The 16287-nt window shown below is 68.7% G+C and carries 14 protein-coding genes and 2 pseudogenes; 8 read left to right on the top strand and 8 right to left on the bottom strand.

Annotated elements, in window-relative coordinates; translation table 11 throughout:
• The first annotated feature begins 417 nt into the window (after nt 1-417).
• The 5 genes from ACIQM0_RS12560 (at nt 418) to ACIQM0_RS12540 (ending at nt 4078) form a co-directional block, all read left to right on the top strand.
• On the top strand, nt 418-756 hold the full coding sequence (locus tag ACIQM0_RS12560; RefSeq protein WP_401285948.1) for a MerR family transcriptional regulator: 339 nt from the start codon (nt 418-420) through the stop codon (nt 754-756).
• Nucleotides 757-1224: 468 nt separating this feature from the next.
• Nucleotides 1225-1428, top strand: a complete 204-nt coding sequence (locus tag ACIQM0_RS12555; RefSeq protein ID WP_363030564.1) for a cold-shock protein — start codon at nt 1225-1227, stop codon at nt 1426-1428.
• 322 nt (nt 1429-1750) lie between these two features.
• Nucleotides 1751-3259 (top strand): DEAD/DEAH box helicase, encoded by a 1509-nt coding sequence (locus ACIQM0_RS12550; protein WP_401285947.1) that lies wholly within the window; start codon nt 1751-1753, stop codon nt 3257-3259.
• 46 nt (nt 3260-3305) lie between these two features.
• Nucleotides 3306-3710 (top strand): CBS domain-containing protein, encoded by a 405-nt coding sequence (locus tag ACIQM0_RS12545; protein ID WP_401285946.1) that lies wholly within the window; start codon nt 3306-3308, stop codon nt 3708-3710.
• Nucleotides 3711-3766: 56 nt separating this feature from the next.
• Nucleotides 3767-4078 carry an SCO5918 family protein gene (locus tag ACIQM0_RS12540; RefSeq protein WP_401285945.1) on the top strand — a complete coding sequence of 104 codons (312 nt, stop codon included), beginning with the start codon at nt 3767-3769 and terminating at the stop codon, nt 4076-4078.
• A gap of 104 nt (nt 4079-4182) precedes the next feature.
• On the opposite strand, the gene ACIQM0_RS12535 is transcribed toward ACIQM0_RS12540, so the two are convergent.
• Both ACIQM0_RS12535 and ACIQM0_RS12530 read right to left on the bottom strand, forming a co-directional pair.
• A complete protein-coding gene (locus ACIQM0_RS12535) occupies nt 4183-4542 on the bottom strand; it encodes a hypothetical protein (protein WP_401285944.1) in 360 nt (119 codons plus the stop codon).
• 166 nt (nt 4543-4708) lie between these two features.
• Entirely contained in the window at nt 4709-6052 is a 1344-nt protein-coding gene (locus ACIQM0_RS12530) for a PP2C family protein-serine/threonine phosphatase (protein ID WP_401285943.1), read from the bottom strand.
• An 850-nt stretch (nt 6053-6902) separates the two neighbouring features.
• Between ACIQM0_RS12530 and ACIQM0_RS12525 the strand changes: the two genes are divergently transcribed.
• On the top strand, nt 6903-7253 hold the full coding sequence (locus tag ACIQM0_RS12525; RefSeq protein WP_401286125.1) for a PRC-barrel domain containing protein: 351 nt from the start codon (nt 6903-6905) through the stop codon (nt 7251-7253).
• Nucleotides 7254-7548: 295 nt separating this feature from the next.
• Here ACIQM0_RS12525 and ACIQM0_RS12520 read toward each other — a convergent pair whose 3' ends face one another.
• The 3 genes and pseudogenes from ACIQM0_RS12520 to ACIQM0_RS12510 form a co-directional block, all read right to left on the bottom strand.
• Nucleotides 7549-7965: an ATP-binding protein gene (locus tag ACIQM0_RS12520; RefSeq protein ID WP_401285942.1), complete on the bottom strand. Its 417-nt coding sequence runs from the start codon at nt 7963-7965 to the stop codon at nt 7549-7551.
• Between the two features lie 525 nt (nt 7966-8490).
• Nucleotides 8491-8559: pseudogene (locus tag ACIQM0_RS12515) on the bottom strand (3-hydroxyacyl-CoA dehydrogenase family protein); the annotation flags it as partial.
• 737 nt (nt 8560-9296) lie between these two features.
• Nucleotides 9297-9578 (bottom strand): annotated as a pseudogene (locus ACIQM0_RS12510) (rRNA adenine N-6-methyltransferase family protein); the annotation flags it as partial.
• A gap of 275 nt (nt 9579-9853) precedes the next feature.
• On the opposite strand from ACIQM0_RS12510, the gene ACIQM0_RS12505 reads away from it, so the two are divergent.
• Together ACIQM0_RS12505 and ACIQM0_RS12500 are read left to right on the top strand one after the other, a co-directional pair.
• On the top strand, nt 9854-10993 hold the full coding sequence (locus ACIQM0_RS12505; protein WP_401285941.1) for an XRE family transcriptional regulator: 1140 nt from the start codon (nt 9854-9856) through the stop codon (nt 10991-10993).
• A gap of 190 nt (nt 10994-11183) precedes the next feature.
• Nucleotides 11184-11420, top strand: a complete 237-nt coding sequence (locus tag ACIQM0_RS12500) for a hypothetical protein (RefSeq protein WP_401285940.1) — start codon at nt 11184-11186, stop codon at nt 11418-11420.
• A 1199-nt stretch (nt 11421-12619) separates the two neighbouring features.
• Here the strand turns inward: ACIQM0_RS12500 and ACIQM0_RS12495 are convergent.
• The 3 genes from ACIQM0_RS12495 to ACIQM0_RS12485 all read right to left on the bottom strand — a co-directional run bounded on the left by ACIQM0_RS12495 (nt 12620) and on the right by ACIQM0_RS12485 (nt 16248).
• The gene (locus ACIQM0_RS12495) at nt 12620-14056 is read right to left on the bottom strand and encodes an FAD-binding protein (RefSeq protein WP_401285939.1); all 1437 of its coding nucleotides are present in this window, start codon (nt 14054-14056) and stop codon (nt 12620-12622) included.
• 170 nt (nt 14057-14226) lie between these two features.
• Complete coding sequence (locus tag ACIQM0_RS12490) at nt 14227-15477, bottom strand: peptide synthetase (RefSeq protein ID WP_401285938.1); 1251 nt, start codon at nt 15475-15477, stop codon at nt 14227-14229.
• A 36-nt stretch (nt 15478-15513) separates the two neighbouring features.
• Nucleotides 15514-16248, bottom strand: coding sequence for a DUF3159 domain-containing protein (locus ACIQM0_RS12485; protein WP_401285937.1), 735 nt, complete (start codon nt 16246-16248; stop codon nt 15514-15516).
• Nucleotides 16249-16287 lie beyond the last annotated feature (39 nt).

The raw sequence follows: 16287 nt of genomic DNA, 5'->3' as shown, positions 1-16287 counted from the left end.
GGTCCCTCGGTAAATGGCGTCAGGCTGCGGCGCGCGTACCGGGAAGTTCGGCAGTGGGGTTCCAAGCCAGAGCAGATGCAGGACGGGTGACGGGGCTGGCTGCCGAAGTGGCGCTGTGAGAGGCGGCCACGAGTACGGAAGCAGTTTGTCCAGAGGGAAAGAACGGAGGAGTTGAGCGCCATCAGGATCGCCCGGGCGGAAGTGTTGGGCCCGGGTACCGCAGGACATCGATAGTGAGGTGGTCTCCGGTCAAGCAACCGCGATCCCCGCAACCACCGGACCTCTTCCCGGCAGGTATGCGGAAACACAGAGCCGGCGTAGCCGATCAAGGCCGGCTGATGGTGTAGCAGTTCCTTCGGGGCCCTGGTGCCAATGGCACCAGGGCCCCTCCAGCGCGTGTTCCACAGGAAGGTACAGATGACAGCAGACGACTCGTTCGGCCGTCTCGACGACGACGACTACCCCGCCTGCACCATGGGCCGGGCAGCCGAGATGCTCAACACCACACAAGGGTTCCTCCGCGCCATCGGTGAAGCCCGCCTCATCACGCCCCTGCGCTCCGCGGGCGGCCACCGCCGCTACTCCCGCTACCAGCTCCGCGTCGCCGCCCGCGCCCGCGAGCTCGTCGACGGCGGTACCCCGATCGAGGCCGCCTGCCGCATCGTCATCCTTGAGGACCAGCTCGAGGAAGCCCAGCGCATCAACGCCGAACACCACCGGGACACCGAGCCGCCCAGCACGCCGGCCTCGGCCTGAACCCTGCGCGTCCTGGGGGAAACCGGCAGGTGCCGAACGCGCCTGCCGGAAGTGCGCTCAAGGACCGTTTCCCCTGCGGTTGTCATGGGACGCGCTGGTGGGCCGACCTGTATCCGAGCGGTCGGCATCCCCGCGCTGTGAAGGGTGAGCATCCTTACTGCAACGCTGTGCTCGGGGCGGACCGATATCTATTGCCACGGCGTGAGGGTTCAATGCGCCGCGCCGGGAGTGTTTTTACCGCAGTGAAGAGGGTGGAATTGTTCACCGTACGCGGCCCATTACGGCATGCTACTGTCGTTCTCGGTTGCAGTTGTGGTTCCCAAGACTTCAGGCTTCTGTATGGGTGTTTTCGACCAAGTGGAAGTTTCATTGTATTTCCGGTTTCTCTCCGGGCGGGGCATCATCGCGGCGACGCGGTATCCGTACATTGCGGATCCCGACGTACCTGCCCCCCCAAGGAGATATGACATGGCATCAGGCACTGTGAAGTGGTTCAACGCGGCCAAGGGTTTTGGCTTCATCGAGCAGGACGGTGGCGGTGCTGACGTGTTCGCCCACTTCTCGAACATCGCCGCCCAGGGTTTCCGCGAGCTGGCCGAAGGCCAGAAAGTCACCTTCGACATCGCACCGGGCCAGAAGGGCCCGACGGCCGAGAACATCGTTCCCGCCTGACGCTGACGCGCACTTCTTTGCTGGGGCCCGCATCCTTCGGGGTGCGGGCCCCAGCAACGGGCATTCCCCCGGAGTGGTGCCACCTGTGGCGGAACCTCACCCACAGGGTCTTCGCTGCCCACTCCCTCCGAGTTCCACCTGGCGGTGGAACTGGATTTCTCGCCCCTATGGCGTCGCTTATTCCATGGTCTGCATCCCGCTCCGGGATCATTAGCAGGTCACATTTGATTTCTCATTCCGCTCGGCCCGTTCTTGTGATTCCCTGCGCTGTTCTTCCGCTGCGAGAATTCCTTGATACGTGCCGTATCAAGGAAGGTTCTGAATGAACCCCACACGTACGAACAATCGCTCTTCCCGCAGCCGTGCCGCCGACTCCGGCCGGGGCGGTAGCCGCTTCAGCTCGACCGCCTCGGCCCGGTCCGCTGCCCCTGCCCGCTCCGGCGGTTCGGGCCGCTCGGCTGGGAATGGGCGGCGGCCCGCCGCGGTTCAGGGCGAGTTCGCTCTGCCGGTCACGGTCACTCCCGCGCTGCCTGCCGTCGAGGCGTTCGCCGACCTTGACATGCCGGGGCAGCTGCTGGCGGCGCTGACCGCCCAGGGGGTGAGCGTTCCCTTCCCGATTCAGGGGGCGACCCTGCCCAACACCCTCGCGGGCCGCGACGCCCTGGGACGTGGGCGCACCGGCTCCGGCAAGACCCTCGCCTTCGGCCTGGCTCTGCTGGCCCGCACCGCCGGTCAGCGTGCCGAGCCCCGACAGCCGCTGGCCCTGGTCCTCGTGCCGACGCGTGAGCTGGCCCAGCAGGTGACCGACGCGCTGGCCCCCTACGCCCGCTCGGTGAGGCTGCGCATGGCCACCGTCGTCGGCGGGATGTCGATCGGGAGGCAGGCCAACGCGCTGCGCGGTGGTGCCGAGGTCGTCGTGGCGACGCCGGGCAGGCTCAAGGACCTCATCGACCGCGGTGACTGCCGACTTGGCCAGGTCGCGATCACTGTGCTGGACGAGGCCGACCAGATGGCTGACATGGGCTTCATGCCCCAGGTCACCGAGCTTCTGGACCAGGTCCGCCCCGAGGGCCAGCGAATGCTGTTCTCCGCCACCCTGGACCGGAACGTCGACCGCTTGGTCCGCCGCTACCTCACCGACCCGGTCGTCCACTCGGTCGACCCCTCCGCAGGTGCGGTCACCACGATGGAGCACCACGTGCTCCATGTGCACGGTGCGGACAAGAACCGTACGACCACCGAGATCGCAGCCCGCGACGGCCGGGTGATCATGTTTCTGGACACCAAGCGGGCCGTGGACAAGCTCACCGACCACCTGCTGGCCAGTGGTGTAAGGGCCGCCGCTCTGCACGGAGGGAAGGCGCAGTCCCAGCGCACCCGGACCCTGACCCAGTTCAAGACCGGGCACGTCACCGTGCTCGTGGCCACGAACGTCGCCGCCCGCGGCATCCACGTCGACAACCTCGACCTCGTCGTCAACGTCGACCCGCCGACCGACCACAAGGACTACCTCCACCGCGGCGGCCGAACCGCCAGGGCAGGGGAGTCCGGCAGCGTCGTCACCCTCGTCACCCCCAACCAGCGCCGTGACATGACCCGCCTCATGACCGCCGCCGGCATCGTGCCCCAGACCACCCAGGTCCGCTCGGGTGAAGAGGCACTCGGCCGCATCACCGGCGCCCAGACCCCCTCCGGCATTCCCGTGACGATCACCGCGCCGGTGGCCGCGCGGCGTGAGCGCAGCCGTAGCGCGTCTCGCGGCCGGCGCAGTCCCGCCTCCGCGGCCCGGCGCGTGAGCGCGCACCAGTCCTCCTTCGACGCCGCTGCCTGAGCACGTCGTGATCCGGAAGTTCACCCACCTCTGCAGGAGACACCTTTTGACGCTGGTCCAGATGCAGCCGGGCTCGACGGACGCCACGCCCGCCGACAGGACGGTGGCCGACGCCATGGACCCCGCCGGGCCGCAGGTCTGCGGCGACATGACTGTCGAGGTGGCCCTGGCAGTCATGACCAGTGCCCGCACCGGGCATCTGCTCGTCTGTGACGACAACGGTCTGTGCATCGGACTGGTCGCACGGGCTCAGCTCGCAGCAGTTCGTGACGGCTCCGCGTACTCGGACAGGATCCAGCTGCGGGACATCCTCGGCGACCGAGGGCCGTTCACCTCACCGGTGACCACCATGGACGAAGCCCGGCACCTGATGCGTTGCAGCGACGTCGATGCCCTGCCCGTGGTCGACGAACACGGCAGTGCCCGGGGCGTCCTCGCCCTCGCCCGCTGAGCCGTCCCGTCCGCGGCAGAACCACTCCCTCTTCGTTCCTCTCACTGTGAGGCATCATGCGCTGTGTCATCGCCCGCTTCCCGTTCGACCTCACCAGGAGCGGCGTCCTGGAATCGATGAAGGGCATCAAGCCCGAGCAGGCGTCCGGCGAGTCCGTGATCATCGGCCGACGCACCTACCCCGTCAAACAGGTCGGACAGGTCATCACACGCCAGGACCGCCGCGACTTCAGCGCAGGAGAAGTCCTGCGTGCCATGACCCAGCTCGGCTTCACCTGCCGCGACCTGGCCCCGGCCCCCGCGCCCATGCGGGATCTCAACCCGTTGCAGCGGGCTTCCGCGCTGCTCGGCGCCCCTGTGGCCGCCTGACCGACGGGCAGGCGCGAGCCGTCAGGCGAGCAGCGGTAAGGGTCCGACCGGAGCATCCGGTCGGACCCTCACCGCGTGTCGAGGTGTTCCGGAGTGGCAGTGGGTCAGTGGTCGGAGTAGCTGAAGTCGCCCATCGTCCAGGCACTGACGTCCTCGATCGCGACCCGGTACATCCCACCTGTCTCCGGGATCCCCACCGTGCCCTGCAGAATCCGGGCCACGTGGAAGTGCAGATGCGTGGGCGGCCCTTCCTCGGGTGGGGCTGTGGTGAACATGGCGGAAAAGTCGCTCAGGCGGGCCGAGTCGGCAAGGACCTCCGACACCCGCTGCCGCCAGACGGCTTCGGGAGCCAGCCGGCCCGTGATAACTGCACCACCGGCGACCACGGTCAGCGGCATCTGATTGCTGCGCCCGGACTCCACCAGGGCGGCAACGTCAACAAGCAGCGCGTCATGCTTCGACATGAGGCCGATTATATTCGTTGGCCATCGCCCTGCTTACCCGCGGCGCCCCTCCGGGCAGGACGGCGCTGAAGCCCTGTCGTTGAAGGCGCGGAACTGCCCTGTGAGCGGCACGGCAGCCAAAGACTCTCCACCCTGCGGCCGCATGGTCGGAGGGAGACGAAGGGGCTTACCTCTGTGCCGAGTCGGCCCTTGTGCTCGGTGCGCACTCCGCTACGGGGGATGGGCCCGGCCGGGCGACTTCAGCTTCGAGGCCCAGCGGGCCCTGGGGAGAGGTGTGCTGTCCGGCCATCGGGGATGCTTCGGAGACGTCGGCGCCGTGGTCGGCGTCGCGGCGGGTGAAGCCGGTGCCGTACCAGTCCAGACACATCACGGTGGCGTCGTCGTCCAGGCGCCCGTCATGGGTACGAACGACGTGCTCGATCAGGACCCGGGCGGCCTCCCGCGGGTGCAGGTCCTGGGTGCTCTCGACGAGGGCCGGCAGATCGAGGTCCGCAGCACTGCGCTCCAGCATTCCGTCGGTGAGCATGACCAGCCGATCACCGGCCCGCAAGTCCAGCTCCTGGACCGAGTAGGTGTGCGGTGCTATGAAGCCGAAGGGCATGTCGACGGCCGGTGTGATCTCCTCGACCTTCCCGCCGCGCAGGCGCAGGGGCCAGGGGTGGCCGGCGTTGATGAACTCGGTTCGACCGTCGTGCAGGCTGATCCGCAGCAGCTGTCCGGTGACGTAGCGGCCGCCGCTGTGCTCGGCCACGGCCCGGTCGGCGCTCTGCGCTTGTTCGGCGAGGCCGGCTCCCTGCCTGCGGGCGCGGCGCAGCGCGCTGACGAGGAGGGTGGCCAGAAGCGCGGCGTCCACGTCGTGCCCCATGGCATCGGTGACGGAAAGCTGGACGTAGTCGCGGTCTATGACGTAGTCGAAGGTGTCGCCGCCGACATGCTCGGCCGGCTCCAAGGCCCCGGCGACCGCGAACTGGGCCGCCTCGCAAGCCAACGACGTGGGCAGCAGCCGGTGCTGGATCTCGGCGGCCAGGCTCAGCGGGGAGGTGCGCCGGCCCCACTGGTACAGGTCGGTGAAGGGCCGGTTCGCGATGATGATGTAGGCCAGGGCGTGGGCGCTCCGGCTGATTCTCAGCAGGGTGTCCTCCCCGGGGTGCTGGGGCAGATGGAGCTCCAGCAGGCCGAGCGCGTCCCCGCGATTGGTGACCGGTGCGACCACCCGCGTCGACGCACCGCCCTCCACGGCCTCCACGTGCGGCCGTTGGGTCCGCATCACCTCCTCGTAGACGGTGCCGGAGACGGCGATCGGATCCGCGGAACGATCCAGGTCGATGTCATCCGCGGTGCCCAGGCGGACGACGGAGGCCCCCGTGAAGTCGGTGATCAGGAACGACACCGACCGGGCCCCGAGCTGTCTTCGCAACGAAGCGGCTATGACGTCGACGGACTCCACCGGCGGCGCAGCCTCCGCCGCGGCCAGCGCCTCACCCAGCCCGTCCCTTTCACTGTCCCGCATGGAAAGCGACCTTCCCGCCAGCGTGCCCGCGTGTACGTGTCTGGCGACATGACTTCCGGCCGAGCACGACAGGCAAGCTACCCCATCGCAGGGCACGGCTTGCCTACTCGGTCGAGCGACGCGCTCCCGGCGGGGACACCAGCGGGTACCGGCCTCGGCCGAGGGGATGAGGTGGCAGGAGTGCCGGTGAGGACCTGGCTGGGGGCGACCGTTCGGCGCAGTCGCGAGACATGAGCTGGTGTCCATCCATGGACAGCGGGGAAGGGCCTGAGGTTCCCCCAAGGTGCGGGAGGTCCGAAAGAGCCCTGGGGCACCGGCGAGGCGCGGGCCGCCTCGGGACCTTGAGCCAAAACCGACCCCGTCGGGCCTGCCAAGGGGCTTCTGCTCCCCGATGGAGTCGGTGCTACGTGCTCTCCTGTCTCACGCCTGAAGTGCTCGTAGGACACCAGACGATGCCACAGCGGATGAGGACGGCAGGGGACGGTGGCACCGTTGGCTGACCATTCTTCGGCGAGCCGACCGTACAGAGGTGTACTCCCGTTCACCGCTTCGTCGGGGGCCTGCCCTCGGGCGTGAGCCGGGCTGCGGGAGTGTTCGCACGCGCTTGCTCCGGAAGACGAGAGCCGACTCTGGCCCGCCTTCGCGCAACGGCCCCCTCCGCCAACGGCCTTGACGTTCATGGAAGCCGTCACCCAGTCCGCTTCGCCGGCAGCCGACTTGGCTTGCCCACACACCGACCGTCGCTTTGAACGCCTGATTGCTCGGCACGTGACAGGGAAGGAAGAGATCGTCGTAGGAGCAGGCCACCGTCTGCGGTTGGCCGGGATGAAGGGCTGGATCTGTGAGCACTATGTGGATGTACGCGCAGGACAGCGGTCACACGTACGGCCAGTCCCTGGTGGGCTTCACTGTTGAGGCCGCGGACGGGGGCATCGGCCACGTAGACCGTCAGCAGGATCAGCTCGGCATGCAGCACCTGGTCGTCGACACCGGTGTGTGGAAGTTCGGCAGAAGCGTGCTCATCCCGGCCGGTGCCGTCCTTGCCGTCGACGTCAGGACGCAGACGGTGAAGGTCGCACCGTCCCGGGAGGAAATCAAAGCCGCTCCCCGATTCACCACCGACAGCGAGACAGGTGATCCCGACTACCTGGCCGCGGTCGGCGACTACTACCTTTCTCTCCGCTCCGCGCCCCTTCGCTGAACCTGGACGCACCCGGCGGGGCCCATCGGCCCTGGCACGGCTGCCTCGGCAACTTTGGCTCCGGCGTACCGGCGGACAGCAGTTCCCGCCCTGCCTCGGGGCGGAGTTGCAGGGAGTGCGTCGGCCGTGCGTCGCAGTTGGATCAGATGGTCCGGGCCGCGTCGAGGGTCGGGTGGATGTCCAGGACCGCGTCGATGCCGCGGATGCTGAACAGGCGTGTGAGCACGGGAGCCCGGCACTCCGGTTCCGACCCCCGGAACCGGAGTGCCGGGGGCCGGAAGACGTCATGGCGGTGTCAGCGAGGGAGAAAGGCCGTGACGGTTTTACCTCCGGCTGCCCGGCGCGTGACCGCGGTCGTGCGGGCGAGGCGGTTGACCATGGGCCAGCCGAAGCCGCCGCCGGAACCGGTCAAGTCGGGTGTCCGCATGCGCGGCCATCGCGGGCTGGTGTCGTCGACAGCGACCTCGATGGCGTCGGGGTGAGTGTTCAGGCGGAGGGTGAAGGTGCCGTCGCCGTGGCGCAGGGCGTTGGTGACGAGCTCGGAGACCACCAGGACGAGGGTGTCCGCCACGTCCGGACAGGGCGCTGGGACGAGGCGGCCGGTGAAAGCCTGGGCAACCTGGCGGGCCCGGCTGATGCTTGCTGCGCTGTCGCCCCGGACGGTGGTCGCTACGGGGGTCGCCTGAGAGACGGTGATCTTCGTGCTGTTCATGCGCGTACACCCCACCTGTAATCGGTTGTGGCGCTTGTGCCGTGCTGGCCCGTCTGCCCGTTTTCGGCAGCGCTCACACCCCGAGGCCTCGCTCTGATGCACCACACCGACGATGCGCACCGCAGAATTTCACTGGCACCTTTCACAGGAAACCTGTTGTGGCGAAGGTAGACGCGTGGGTGTCGCTGGGGTTGGTGTCATGTCCGTAGTCAAGACTCTGGTGCCATTGGCGCTTCGCAGGTTGGGACTTGCGGCAGTGCTGGGCGGCCGCTCGTTCCGGGGAAGGGGCAACCGTCGTCGTGCCCCGCCCGGCGGACCCGGTCCCCGTTGAGAGTCACGCGGCCTGACGGGGACGCTCGGCCGAGCGTTCTTGCCGGTGGACAAGCGGTGGACAGACGCCTTTGGACGGCGCATCACGGTGGGGAACGGGTGAGCCCGTTGTACCCGCTCTGAGCAGCACGAACGTCTGGCAACGCGTCCCCGGCGGGCCCGGCGGAGTCAAGCGCCGGGCCCGCGGACGGGCGGTCAGGCGTACGGGTAGAAACCCGACCCCGTCTTGCGGCCGAGCCGGCCCGCGTCGACCATCCGCTGGAGCGGCGTCTCAGGATTACGCCACGGCAGGGTGCGCTCGACCGGCGGGGAGAGCTGAAAGTGGAGCCGAACGCGGCGGGCGAGGCGGCCTCGGCGGCGATCAGCGCGGCCGTCGGGGGCCGGTAGATGAAGCCCGCGCGCTCAGCCGCGGGAATCGCTCCGTATGCCTGCTCGCCCAGGTAGCCGACGATCCCGACGCGAAGCGACTCCCCGTGCAGCACCATCCCGCTCGTCCACCGGCCGGCGAAGGCAGGAGGGGGCGAGGCGTTGGCGCAGACAACGGGCGGGAACACCCCGGGACGACGCAGCCGTATCAGGTCGGGAAGGTCGTGGTTTCCGGGGACCACCGCGTCGTAAAGCTCAGCCAGGAGCCGTTCCTCTACACGGCCGCTGGAGTAGGTGTGGAAGGCGCTGCCGGAGAAGAAGTCACCGGCGTCGACGACCAGAGCCCCGGCCTTCCGCGCAGAGCGCAGCGCCGACAGGGCATGGTGTCCGTCGGGCAGCGCGGAGTGGAAGCAGCCCGTGGCGATCAGCTCCTGCACGTCGACCTCCACCACGGCCAGGTCCGTGCAGCGGGAGAGCAATTCGGCGCTGGCGCTGGGAACGACCACGAGCCCGTACTCCACGCGGGAACAGTTGAACACGTGGCGGATCAGGTCGGCTGCCAGGCGGGGGTCGAACGGCATGATGGACACCAGCGCGCTGCCGGGGTCCAGGCCGCCGTCCAGGTCGACGCGGCGTACGTCGTCGAAGGTAACGCGGGCCCTGTCCCCGAACGGGGCAAGCCGCTCCGCCAGGTGGTCCCGCAGCCGTTCGTCCTTCTCCACCGCCCAGATGCGGTGCCCGGCGGCCGCGATCGTGGACGAGAGCGTGCCCAGTCCCGCTCCGACCTCAAGCACGGGTGCTCCCACCGGGATGCCGGCCCGCTCCAGGAGGGCGTACGCGGCGTCCGGGGTTCGCAGGAAGTGCTGCCCGAGGTCTCCACGGATCTGGAAACCGAGAGCGGCATAGCGGTCGGCCACGCCGCCGACGACTTCGTCAACCGTCAAGGGTTGCTTGATCACTGAGGAAGTCCTTTCACAAGGCACCTGCTCGGCGTCGAGGGACGCAGCCGGGTGCGCACAGGGGCACCGCGCAGACGGTGCCGGGGTGATGCGTCACAGCGGCTGAGAGATCGCTGAAATGATCGAGTGTCGGTCAAATGTGGTTCCTGTCACGGGGTTTGACGGGGGTCCCGCAGGGGTCCCGCCGCTTGCGGCAGTACGCTCAGGCCGTGCCTGCCTGATTGCATTTCGTCGTGGACGAGGAAGAGCGCACACCCCACCCGCTGGCCGCCCTGCGCATCGCGCTCGGCTTGAGCCGCGTGGAGTTCGCCGAGGCCGTGCACGACGCTGCCCGTCGTCGCGGACTTCGCTCCGGCATTGACAAGCACCGGGTGCGGAAGTGGGAGGTCAACGGGGTGCGGCCCGACGCCGTCTCCCAGACCTACATCGCGGAGGTCCTGGGCATCCCAGCCGGTGACGTCGACCCCGCCGCCTGGCCGGCCTGGCTTCCTCCTGTCGACAGAGGTGTCGTGCCGCTCGGCCACGCCAGCAACGTGCCCGCACTGCGAGAGGCCCTGCACACCATGGACCGCCGAACCCTCCTCAGCGCCATCCCCGGATCCGCACTCGTCGTCCTGGCCGGAAGCTGGGCGGGCACCGAACCCACGGCTCTCGCCGCTGGCCCCCCGCGCCCCGGTGCCGCAGTCGGCGAGGACATCGTGAGTCTGCTGGAGGAGACCAGTGCCCGCCTCAACGGGCTTGCTACCGAACAACGCCAGCACATCGCGCCCCTCTACGACGCCCATCTCGCCCGCGTCACCGACCTGATCGACGAGCAGCGCTACACCCGCCCCCTGGGAGTGCGCCTGCACAAGCTCGCCGCCAGCCTCTCCCAGACGGTCGCGTGGATCCGCTTCGACCACGGCCAACACGGCGCCGCAAGCCGGTACTGGATCGCCGGGCTGCACAATGCTCACGCCGGAGACGACCGGAACATGGGGGCAGCCCTCCTCAGCGACCTCGCCTACCAGGCCTCCTGGCGCGACGACCCCACCACCGCCGCCGGAATCCTCACCAAGGCCCTGAGCCGCGCCACACACCCCGCCGCCAGCTCGCTGCTGCACCTGCGACTGGCCCGCGCCCAAGCCGCCCTCGGCGAACGCCGCGCCACCCAGCGCTCGTTGAACGCGGCCGAACGCCTGCTCGGCGCCGGGTACAACGGCGACATCCCCGCCTGGTGTTCGTGGATGTCGCCCGCGGACCTCGCCGTCGACTCCGGCCGCACTTCCCCCCTGACCTACTCCGTGACCAGACCGCCTGGTGCAGCACCTACCGGCAGCTCGCGGACGGTGCCCCGGCCGCCAGCCCGACCGAAGGCCGCCGCCGTCTGCTGAAGCTGTCGGCCCGAATCGCCGGCCACCCGTTCTGGAGAGGACCAGCCGGAACCCCGGCTGCCCGGATGGAACTGAAGGAGCTGGCTCAGCGCAGCGTCCGCGGCGCGATCCCGGTCGTCCGGCGGGCGGGGTGATCGATGGCCAGCGCGAACGATGGCCGGTCAGGAGCACGGACTTCAGGGCGGAGTGCGTGCGTAGCGCGCCGATCGTCGTCCATCGCCCCTCGGCGGCGGGCGGCCGACGAGTCACGGTTCACCGCCGAGGCCGTGACGAGATCCTGGGCACCGCCTACTCCGACCACGACTTGGTCGTTTTCCTCGAGGCGTTCGGCATTCCTGACCCCGACGGAATCCTGAACGATCCGAAGTGGCTGGAGTGGCGCGACGGCCCAGACCGCCTGTGGGCCACCCCGCCCGACGAGCGCTGAATCGGTTCCGTGCGAGGGCACCGTCTGCGTGGGGCTCGCGCGCCGCACCACCCGCACCGGCTGGGGCGCGTCATCGGACGAGGCGGTCGCCGAGAGCGCATGCAGCAGTTGTGAGACCCTGACAAGCGCGGCGGACGGAGGGCCCACATCGGTTCGGGTCGTCCCACGCGGGCGGGTGAATGGTCAATGCGAACCGGCCGGAGGGGCGCTCCGGTGGACAGCCGGTGGCCAGACGCCTTTGGACGAGCCAGTACGAGGCCGCACGGGGAAGACCGGCACATGTGGTCTGATCTGGGAAAACGTCGTCAGGAAGCATGGTGCGGCACCACCCGGCACGATCGCTCTCGGTCTCGTAATGCGTAGGTCTCGGGTTCGAATCCCGAAGGCGGCTCAACGATGAACCCCAGGTCAGGCTCCTGACCTGGGGTTTTTTGTTTGGGATCACCTTGGAATCCTGTCAAATTGGGCACTGCTCGTCTGTGCATGTAATGCGCAGGTCTCAGGTTTGTTCTCGCTGGCGCCTGTGAGCTCCGGCAAGGTTCTGACCTGCTGTTCTGGTGCAGTTCAGCCCTGCGGTCGCCGCGTAGTCACTTGGTCCGGTGGACAGCCGGTGGACAGGGGTGTTTGACGCCACGCCAGAAAGGTGCTTCCGAGGGGGTGGGGGCTGCGGGTGCCTGCGGAGGGGCAGCTGGCCGAAGGTCTTCCTGCGCTGGTCCGACATCTGGAGGAAGCCCCTGAGTAACAGCTTCCTGTCGCTCCTCAGCCACCAGCCTGTGTCGCCTTCGGTCGTCACGTCGAAGCGCGCTTGTCAGACCGCAATGCCCGGAGGAAGGCACTCGCGACTGCGGGACAGCAGAAAGAGAAAGGGCGGACCCCTATGAAAGAGGTCCGCCCTCGCGGAGCGGCCGCGTGTACGTGCCTGGCGACACGACTTTCCCGGCGGGCACGACAGGCAGGCTGTCCCAGCGCAGGACACGACTTACCCGCTCGGACGAGCGACGCGCCCCTTGCGAACACGTTTGTTCTGCTCACGGCGGCTGTCGTGCTCCGGCCGTGCGCCGCGTGCAGCGCTGGAAGGGCATGCGGCCGCTGTGCGCCTGCCGACGCCCGGGGCCGGGCGCCAGCAGGCTTCGGCGTTGATCAGCAGGAGGCGGCGTGAGGAGTCGCTGTCGTTGACCAGGGCGGCGATCTCCTTCGCCTCACACGCGGGGTGATCCGGCGTCGGCGGTGGACGTGGGGAGTGGTGTGGCGGAGAAGACGTAGTCCGGGTCGAATGTGGACTTCACGGCGAGCAGGCGTTCGGTGTTCGGCCCGTAGGAGTTCGCTATCTGGTCGGGAGTTTCCGGCCCCAGGAAGTTCACGTAGCCGCCAGGCAGGGAAAGCGGTTCGAGGGCTGTGTGAGTCTTTTCCAGCCAGCGCAGGTGCGAGGACCTGCCGTCGCCACTGCCTGTGTGTTCCTTGTTCTCGCCGTTCTCCCACATGGAGATCAGCTCGACCATGAGGTGTGGTTCGCGTCGGCCGAAAGCCGTGGAACCGAGTGGTGGGCGGGTGGCTGCACCGTGGAACTGGTGCCACACGATCGCGGAGAACGGTGAGGTGAACTCCTGGGCGGCTCGGTCCAGGACGGTCGCGATGGAGCCCGTGACACTCTGGATGGTCCTTGTGCGGATCGCGCCCATGCGTCCGGGTGGGAACATGGCGTCCGTCGCGGCCAGCGTCGTGGAACGGGCGGCCGGTCCGATGTCGGCGAGCAAGGGTGTACTGAGCTTGGCCAGTGCACGCACCGGTCCGTTCTCGGCGTTGCCCGCGTCGAGGTTCCCTGACCAGGTCGGCGCGACGTACACCGTCGGCTTGCCATCCGGGCCGGGAAGGAACCCCACGTCTACCGTCAGCTCGTCGGGACTGTCCTGAAGGATCCCGCCGAGGTCGGCCAGTATGCCGGCGCTCTGGTCGATCGGGTACAGGATGGTTCCCGAGATGACGGTCGGTACGGGGTGCAGGCGGATCCGTGCCGAGGTCACGACGCCGAAGTTGCCGCCGCCGCCGCGCAACGCCCAGAAGAGGTCCGGGTGGTGTTCGGCGTCGGTGTTCACTCGTGAGCCGTCGGCCAGGACGACCTCGGCGCTGAGCAGGTTGTCGGCGGCGAGCCCGAATTGGCCCAGGAGGGGACCGTAGCCGCCGCCGAGCGTGAGGCCGACCATGCCGACGGAGCCCGCCGTTCCGGTGACGGCGGTCAGGCCCGCCCGCTCGGCGGCTGAGACGACGTCCGAAGAGAGAGCCCCGCCGCCGACTGTCGCGTAACCGTGGTTGACGTCGACCTGCACGTCTCTCATTTCGGTCAGATCGAGAACCAGCCCACCAGGACGGAACGCCCGGCCCCAGAAGTCGTGACCCCCGCCACGCACGGAGAGTGGCACTCCATGGTTGCGAGAAGCGCGTACTCCCGCCTGCACGTCAGCGGTGCTCGCGCACCGCACGACGACCGAAGGGCGGACATCGACCGCTGCGTTGAACAGCGCCACGGCTCGCGTGTACTCCGGTCCGCTGGTGAGCACACGGTCCGCAGGAATACGGGACCGCAGCTCGGCCAGGAAGGCGGTATCGACTGTTTCGTGGGCGTCGGTACGGGACTGCATGGTCACTCCTGTGTGTCGCTCATCGGGTGCGGCTGTCGAGGGCGTGGTGTGGATGTGGTGGCCGGGTCGGTTCGGTGGCGCTCTGCCCGTTCGGCGAGGGCGTCCCGGGCGTTTCGAACCGCCGGATGGCCGACGGTGTGTCTGGGACGGTGCTCGGTGCCCTGCACGCATCAGGAGGAGGGCGCGCCGGGTTCGGTGCACTGCTGGGCGAGGACGGCGACCATGTCGGGCAGCAGAACGGCCATGGGGTCGTGGGCCAGCTCCGTCATGCGTAGGCGCCCCCCGCAGGTGGCGACACCCAGGACGTGTTCACCGGCCAGTTGGGTGGTCTGCGCTGGTCCCCACAGAGCGGTGAGACGGGCGTGGCCGTGTGCAGGCGCCTCGACCACTCCGAGATTGGTGATCTGGATGTCGGCGGCGGTGACCACGGTCATCATCGCCTCGGCCTCCTCGGGGGTGGTGGGCGGCTGATGGGCCAGCGCCTGCGAACCGGCCTTGAGCAACCCGGGTGTCCGCTCGTGTTCCAGAGCCTGGTGATGATGCTGGGCCAGTTTCCAGAAATCTTCGGCCTGGGATGCCTCGCTGACTGTCCGCGCTCCGGCGAAGCGATTGGCGACGGCGTCGGGCAGACCCGCGGCACGGCGCAGGTCGACCGGGCTCAGCACCCTCACCCGGGTGCGGCCCGCGCGGTGGAAGACCGTGCCGGCGGCAGCGCACAGCGCGGCGTGCACGGACACGCCCTCCGCGCGGCAGCGGGCCACGAGGCGTGCGGTCAGACCGCGTTGCAGGGCCAAGGCGGAGACGTGCGGTGCCCGTCCCGAGAACTGAGTCAGCTCGCCGGGCGGGTTCATCAGTTCGTCCTGGGGCGGCCCTACGGGAGGCGTCGCCGCGTCGAGGGCCTGCAGGAGGGCCTCCTGGGAGGGCGGCGCATCCTGCCCCGGGGTCTGCCTACCGCTCTCCTCGTCGCCGTCGAGGGCGGCGACAAGGTCCGACACCACCCGCATGCCGCCGGTGCCGTCGGTGATCTGGTGAGCGAAGGTCAGCACAATGAAGCTGCCTGTTTCCGCGGGAATCAGTACGGTCCGCAGGAGCGGGCCGGGCTCCGGCGCGATGGGGCACGTCTGCTCACGGGCGACGACCGCCTGCCAGGGCGTTCCCTCGGCGGCGGATTCGATCCTGATCGGGCCCTCTGCCCAGCGGTACCGAGCCTGAGCGGACCGGCGGTCGACCGAGACGCGGAGCAGCGGGTGCTGTGTCTGCACCTGCTTCAGCGCCCGTGCCAGCGTCTGCTCACAGACCTTGCGGTCGATCTCGGCGACCAGGGAGAACTGGACAGGGTTTCGATGCATGTAGAGATCGATGGTCCGCTCGAAGGCTCCGAGTTCCCGCACCGTCTCTGTTTGCGTGTGGCTGATCGACATGAGGTTCCTTTCTCGCTGAGGTGATGTGACTGCTCGTTACCTGGACGCATCCTGACGAGGGGGGAGTTCGGCCTCGTGCTGAGCGATGGTCGGGACCGGTCGGCTGTCCACCAGACGTTTGGACGTTGCGCGGAAGGCCCAGGCGACGACCAGTGCGGCGACCACGGTGAGGGGGGTGCCCATGGCGATCTTCGCGAAGGCGAGCCAGCCGGTGGCGTCATGCGCGTAGAGCCACTGCTTCACTACGAACCGGGCGCCGAGGACGCTCGCCGCTGCGAGCGTGGCTATGTCGTGTGCCCGCAGAACCTGACGGTCCGCGCGCCAGGCGTGCGCGCCACCGTGCAGGAGGTTCCACGCCACACCGGTCAGGGGGCGGCGCAGGAGGACCGAACCGAAGGTGGCGACGAATCCTGCGAAGGCCACCCAGATGCCCAGCAGGAAGAAGTCCTTGGCGGATCCGGTGAGTGCGACGATGCCTGCCGCGACCAGAACACCGGTCAGGCTGCCCGAAGCGGCGAGAAGACGTTCCCCGCGCACCAGCCGGGCCACAGTGAGCACCGCACCGGTTGCTACCGCCGCGATCACGGCTGCCTTCGTCGACAGCAAGGCGAGTGCGATCACGAACACCACGACCGGGACGGTCGAGTAGACGAAGCCCGCGATGCCGCCCATGGACTCGAGAACGGGTGAAACCGGGGCGGGGGGCGGCGCGCTTGTGTTGCCCCGGTCGTGAGTTGGGGAGGGGGCGTGCTCGTCTTCGAGTTGGGTCATCGATCACTCCTGGTCACGGGCTGCGGTTGCAGCGTCTCT

It is taken from the genome of Streptomyces sp. NPDC091387 (genome assembly GCF_044756945.1).
Taxonomy (GTDB): Bacteria; Actinomycetota; Actinomycetes; order Streptomycetales; family Streptomycetaceae; genus Streptomyces.
This window is presented reverse-complemented; position numbering and strand designations above follow the sequence as displayed.

Coding starts and splice junctions, on each gene's coding strand:
- ACIQM0_RS12560 (WP_401285948.1), top strand. CDS start 418: ATGACAGCAGACGACTCGTTCGGCCGTCTCGACGACGACGACTACCCC.
- ACIQM0_RS12555 (WP_363030564.1), top strand. CDS start 1,225: ATGGCATCAGGCACTGTGAAGTGGTTCAACGCGGCCAAGGGTTTTGGC.
- ACIQM0_RS12550 (WP_401285947.1), top strand. CDS start 1,751: ATGAACCCCACACGTACGAACAATCGCTCTTCCCGCAGCCGTGCCGCC.
- ACIQM0_RS12540 (WP_401285945.1), top strand. CDS start 3,767: ATGCGCTGTGTCATCGCCCGCTTCCCGTTCGACCTCACCAGGAGCGGC.
- ACIQM0_RS12535 (WP_401285944.1), bottom strand. CDS start 4,542: ATGTCGAAGCATGACGCGCTGCTTGTTGACGTTGCCGCCCTGGTGGAG.
- ACIQM0_RS12530 (WP_401285943.1), bottom strand. CDS start 6,052: ATGCGGGACAGTGAAAGGGACGGGCTGGGTGAGGCGCTGGCCGCGGCG.
- ACIQM0_RS12525 (WP_401286125.1), top strand. CDS start 6,903: ATGTGGATGTACGCGCAGGACAGCGGTCACACGTACGGCCAGTCCCTG.
- ACIQM0_RS12520 (WP_401285942.1), bottom strand. CDS start 7,965: ATGAACAGCACGAAGATCACCGTCTCTCAGGCGACCCCCGTAGCGACC.
- ACIQM0_RS12495 (WP_401285939.1), bottom strand. CDS start 14,056: ATGCAGTCCCGTACCGACGCCCACGAAACAGTCGATACCGCCTTCCTG.
- ACIQM0_RS12490 (WP_401285938.1), bottom strand. CDS start 15,477: ATGTCGATCAGCCACACGCAAACAGAGACGGTGCGGGAACTCGGAGCC.
- ACIQM0_RS12485 (WP_401285937.1), bottom strand. CDS start 16,248: ATGACCCAACTCGAAGACGAGCACGCCCCCTCCCCAACTCACGACCGG.